This window comes from Streptomyces sp. NPDC055140 (assembly GCF_053607285.1).
The window spans coordinates 1-4,430 of sequence record NZ_JBSGTG010000111.1; the positions used below are offsets into that span (position 1 = coordinate 1).

The following is a 4,430-nucleotide window of genomic DNA, read 5'->3' on the forward strand; positions in this document are numbered from 1 at the left end:
GTGTTGCATCGACCAGTTGAACTCGCCCAATACGGATCCCGGGCCTTCGCCGCCCTCTGCGACCAACTCGGGGTCACACGGTCGATGGGCGCGGTCGGCACCAGCGCCGATCGGCGTCACCTGGTGTCCCTGAGGTGGTCTCGTGCCCAGGTCTCGAAGGTGGTGAGGGGCAGACCCAGATCCCGTGCGAACTTGGGGCGGGCGGGCTGGGATTCTTCGTTGATGCGGGCCTGTGCGAAGCCCATGCCGGGCATCCCGGCGGCGGTCGCCTCTTCTTCGGTCATGTCGGGCGCGGTCAGCTCGGTGCCCAGGGCGTGGGAGAGGACCGCGGCGATGTCCGTCATCGTCAGGAGGTCGCCAGCCAGCTCGAGCTCGATCCTGTCGAACCGTTCAGGCGCGGCGATGGCCGCGGCGGCTGCCGTGCCGATGTCGTCGACAGCGATCAGGGACAGCCGGGTTGCGGGTTTCAACAGGCTCACCAGACCGCCCTCGACCCCGCGGGGGAACATGATCGCGGCGGAGGGGCGGAAGTTCTCCATGAAGAAGCCCGGCTTGATGAGCGTCCAGTGCGTGAAGTCAGCCTCGCGGACCCGGTCCTGGATCCCGGCCTTGGCGGTGTAGTACGGCTCCATCCAGGCCCACCGGCCCTTGACCCAGCTGACGTGCTGCCCCGCACCGGAGACGGAGGTGTGGACGAACTGTGGGACCCCGGCGGCCCGCGCGCCTTCGATGAGGTTGACGGCCTGCGCGACCTCGCCCTCGAACCCGCGGCCGTCCATGTCGGGCATCTGGACAGAGAAGACGGCGCGCACTCCCGCGGCAGCCCGGCTCACCGAGCCACGGTCGTCGAGGTCGCCGGTGACCAGTTCGCCGCCGAGCGCCGCGATTGCCTTGGCCCGGGCGGTCGCGGGGTTGCGGACCAGCGCCCGGACGGCAATGCCCGCCGTGAGCAGGGCACGAGCGGTGGCACCACCCTGCTGACCGGTGGCGCCGACGACCAGAACGGGGGCGGACTCTGTGGTCATGCTGCTCCTCGGATGACATTCCGACGTAAACGGCGGGACCCACCGTTTATGTCGAGTACGATACGGAGGGCCCCGCCACTTAGCAAGCACGGAGACGACGCCATGACGGCCCAGCGCGCGGATGCCCGACGCAACTACGCACGGATCCTCGCCGTGGCGGAGGCGGAGGTCGCCGCGCACGGCACCGACGCCTCCCTGGAACAGATCGCCCGCACCGCCGGAGTCGGATCGGCCACCGTACGCCGACACTTCCCCAGCCGCCGGGCCCTGCTGGAAGCGGTATTCAGCAAGAGGATCGACGCCCTATGCTCCTGTGCCGCGAATCTCGTCGACGCGGACGACCCCCGAGCCGCGCTGCTGGACTGGCTGACCGCCCTCACCGCCTACGCGACCTCCGCCCGCGGCATGGCCGATGCGCTGCTCCAGGACGAGATGGACGACGCGGATCACGTGAATGCCTGCGCGGCGCGGCTCGGCGGTGCGGTCGATCCGCTGCTGGACCGCGCCGCCCGGGCCGGCGCGGTGGCACCAGAGGTAACCACCGGCGACCTGATCTCGCTGGTCACGGGCCTCGCACTCGCCACGGAGCATCATCCGGACCCTGCCGCCGAAGCGCACCGGCTGCTAGCCCTGACGGTACGGGGGATCAGCCCGCAAGGGTGAGAAGGCAGGCGTGCCTGTGTGGGCGGCGCTCCCTGGCGAAGGCCCGCAGCGGTCCGCCGGAGCACCCCAGGGAACGTGGCGGGGCGGGCTCAAGACGATGCGGCGGGACGCCCGGTGCACCCGAGCAGCCCCGCTTTCCGCTCCGGCGCAGTGAACGCCGTCTCTGCCCGGCTCAGGGAACCAGCACGATCCTCCCGAACACCTCTCCCGCGTCCATCTTGCGGTGGGCCAGCGCCGCCTGGTCCAGCGGCAGCACCTCGTGCAGCACCGTGCGCAGGTCCCCGAGTGCGGCATCGGCGAACTGGGACGACCGCACGGCCTGCCGGTCGGGGCCGGGCACGGTGTCGGAGCTGAAGGTGGCGAACGACAGCGATCTGCGGAAGGCACCCATCAGTCGCATGCCGAAGTCCGCCGGCGGCTGCCCCCCGACCACACCGACGGCCACGTACCGCCCGTTGGACTTCAACCTGTCCAGGAAGAGGGGAAGCTGGGGACCTCCCACGACGTCGATCACCACGTCGAAGCCGGCCGGTGCGTCCGGGCCGCCCTCACCGGAGCGGCTCAGGACATGCGTCGCACCCAGCTCCTTCAGGCGGGCCCCACGCTCGGCCGATGAGGTGGTGACCGCCACCGCGCCCGCGCCGCCCCTGGCTGCGAGCTGGACCGCCGTGATCCCGATGCTGCCCGCCGCACCGCGCACGAGCACCGTCTCTCCGGGCGCGAAACGGGCCCGCTCCAGGGCGAAGTGGGCGACCACGCCGGAGCCACCGAGAGCAACCGCGTCGGTGCCGGTCAGACCGTGGGGCAGCGGCAGCACATCATCGACCGAGGCGACGGCTTGCTCGGCATACCCACCGGATAGGCCGGTGAACGCCCACACTCGCCGCCCGATCCACGAGGCATCCACGCCCTCTCCCACCGCGTTGACGCTTCCCGCGACCTCGCTGCCCAGGAGGTGGCCCGCCCGGAACCCGTAGGCGGCGAGCGTTCCCCGGCGGATCACGGCGTCCACGCCGCCCACTCCGATCGCCTCCGTGGCGATCCGCACCTGCCCCGGGGCGGGAACGGGCACGGGCAAGTCGATGACCTCCAGGCCCTCAGGATTTCCGAACGTCCTGATGACGACTGCTTTCATCTCTGCTCCTTGGGCCGGTGGACGGACGGGACACAACTGCTGCGACCGTGGGGGCAGCACCGCCATCGGACCGTAACGGACGCCCTCGTCCGTCTGGCTGAAGTGAGAAACGATGACCGACCAATTGCCTCAGACCGCGCGCTCCGACGCCCGCGACAACCGGGCCCGCATCCTGGACGCCGCCCGCGCGGTGTTCGGCGAAAAGGGCCTGAGCGCACCCATGCGCGACGTCGCCCGGCACGTGGCCCTCGGCCCCGCCACGCTGTACCGGCACTTCCCGACCAAGCAAGCACTGATCGCGGAAACCTTCACCGAGCAGCGCCGAGCCTGCCACGACGCCGTCCGGGACGCCCTCATGGACGCGGACCCGTGGCACGGATTCCAGAGCCTGATCGAGCGGATCTGCGAACTCCACGCACACAGCCGCGGATTCGCCGACGCCTTCATGACCGCCTTCCCCGAGGCCATGGACTTCACCACCGACCGCGAGCGGACCGTACGCGCGGTCACCGAACTAACCCGCCGCGCCCAGGAGACCGGCCAGCTCCGCCCCGGCTTCGTCGTCGACGACCTGATCCTCATGCTCACGGCCCACCAGGGCCTCCAGCACGCGCCATGCCCCGCCCGGCTTACGGCCTCCCGCCGCTTCGCCGCCTACGTGATCGAGGCGTTCCGCGCCGCACCGGAGACGGGAGGGCAGGTCAACCTGTCACCCAAACCTGCATCAGACCTGGTATGACATAGGACAGTTCACCGATGACCAGGGCAAGCTCATCGAGCCGTACCTGCCGATCGGTGAGTACAGCCGGGGCGGGATTCAGGCGGGCGGGGTGTCGGGGCGAGCGTCGTACACGGCGCGGGCGGCGTCGATGTGCGTCAGGTGCGTGATGCTCCACTCCAACAGGGGTGCGGTGGCTTCGCGGAGGGTCCTGCCCATCGGAGTGAGTTCGTAACTGACGTGCGGCGGCATGATGTTGCGGACGGTCCGTGTGAGGATCCCGTCGCGTTCCAGGCCGCGCAGGGTGACGGTGAGCATACGCTGGCTGATCCCGTCGACGGTCCGCTTGAGTTCGGTGAAGCGGCGCGGCCCCTGGCTGAGGTTACGCACGATCAGCAGCGACCACTTGTCGCCGACGATGCCGAGCACTTCACGGGCCTGGCACGGGCCCTCCGGCCGTGCCGGCGGCGACTCGCCGCCCGCGGTGCCAGTCATGGTTACCTCCAGAGAACCGGGGCACCTGAATGTGCCTTATTGATCGGGGTGCGGCAGGTGCAGCACGATGATTTCGGTTCCCGAAGAGTACCGAGGCGCAAAAAGGAACCGCAATGTTCCTGCGCCTTTACGCCCTGAAGAGGAAGAAAATCCACCTCATGTCAACTTTTCTGCTGGTACACGGTGCCTGGCACAGCGGCCGGTGCTGGGAGCGGGTGGTCCCGCTGCTGGAGTCGGCCGGACACCGCGCGTTCGCGCCCTCGCTGACCGGCTACGGCGACAAGGCACACCTGCTCGGACCCGAGGTGGGCCTCGACACGCACGTCGAGGACGTCCTGAAGCTGATCCACCAGGAGGACCTGACCGAGGTGGTGCTGGTGGGTCACAGCTACGC

The 4,430-nt window shown here is 69.8% G+C and carries 6 protein-coding genes and 1 pseudogene; 4 read left to right on the plus strand and 3 right to left on the minus strand.

Going from position 1 to position 4,430, the window contains the following annotated elements:
- A pseudogene (locus ACWFR4_RS47720) lies at positions 1-111 on the plus strand (integrase); the annotation flags it as partial.
- Positions 112-116: 5 nt separating this feature from the next.
- Here ACWFR4_RS47720 and ACWFR4_RS47725 read toward each other — a convergent pair.
- The gene (locus ACWFR4_RS47725) at positions 117-1,025 is read right to left on the minus strand and encodes an NmrA family NAD(P)-binding protein (protein ID WP_453658119.1); all 909 of its coding nucleotides are present in this window, start codon (positions 1,023-1,025) and stop codon (positions 117-119) included.
- Positions 1,026-1,127: 102 nt separating this feature from the next.
- Here ACWFR4_RS47725 and ACWFR4_RS47730 point away from each other — a divergent pair, with 102 nt between their 5' ends.
- The gene (locus ACWFR4_RS47730) at positions 1,128-1,688 is read left to right on the plus strand and encodes a TetR/AcrR family transcriptional regulator (protein WP_453658121.1); all 561 of its coding nucleotides are present in this window, start codon (positions 1,128-1,130) and stop codon (positions 1,686-1,688) included.
- 172 nt (positions 1,689-1,860) lie between these two features.
- Here ACWFR4_RS47730 and ACWFR4_RS47735 read toward each other — a convergent pair whose 3' ends face one another.
- Entirely contained in the window at positions 1,861-2,823 is a 963-nt protein-coding gene (locus tag ACWFR4_RS47735; protein ID WP_385882164.1) for a zinc-dependent alcohol dehydrogenase family protein, read from the minus strand.
- 112 nt (positions 2,824-2,935) lie between these two features.
- On the opposite strand from ACWFR4_RS47735, the gene ACWFR4_RS47740 reads away from it, so the two are divergent.
- Positions 2,936-3,562, plus strand: a complete 627-nt coding sequence (locus tag ACWFR4_RS47740; RefSeq protein WP_453658123.1) for a TetR/AcrR family transcriptional regulator — start codon at positions 2,936-2,938, stop codon at positions 3,560-3,562.
- 78 nt (positions 3,563-3,640) lie between these two features.
- Here the strand turns inward: ACWFR4_RS47740 and ACWFR4_RS47745 are convergent, their stop codons facing one another.
- Positions 3,641-4,036: a winged helix-turn-helix transcriptional regulator gene (locus ACWFR4_RS47745; protein ID WP_453658125.1), complete on the minus strand. Its 396-nt coding sequence runs from the start codon at positions 4,034-4,036 to the stop codon at positions 3,641-3,643.
- Between the two features lie 158 nt (positions 4,037-4,194).
- On the opposite strand from ACWFR4_RS47745, the gene ACWFR4_RS47750 reads away from it, so the two are divergent.
- Positions 4,195-4,430 (plus strand): alpha/beta fold hydrolase (locus tag ACWFR4_RS47750; RefSeq protein ID WP_453658127.1); only part of this gene is annotated, 236 nt, incomplete at its 3' end.

Excerpts from the sequence above, each read along its gene's own strand:
- ACWFR4_RS47725 (WP_453658119.1), bottom strand. The coding sequence starts at position 1,025 with ATGACCACAGAGTCCGCCCCCGTTCTGGTCGTCGGCGCCACCGGTCAG.
- ACWFR4_RS47730 (WP_453658121.1), top strand. The coding sequence starts at position 1,128 with ATGACGGCCCAGCGCGCGGATGCCCGACGCAACTACGCACGGATCCTC.
- ACWFR4_RS47735 (WP_385882164.1), bottom strand. The coding sequence starts at position 2,823 with ATGAAAGCAGTCGTCATCAGGACGTTCGGAAATCCTGAGGGCCTGGAG.
- ACWFR4_RS47740 (WP_453658123.1), top strand. The coding sequence starts at position 2,936 with ATGACCGACCAATTGCCTCAGACCGCGCGCTCCGACGCCCGCGACAAC.
- ACWFR4_RS47745 (WP_453658125.1), bottom strand. The coding sequence starts at position 4,036 with ATGACTGGCACCGCGGGCGGCGAGTCGCCGCCGGCACGGCCGGAGGGC.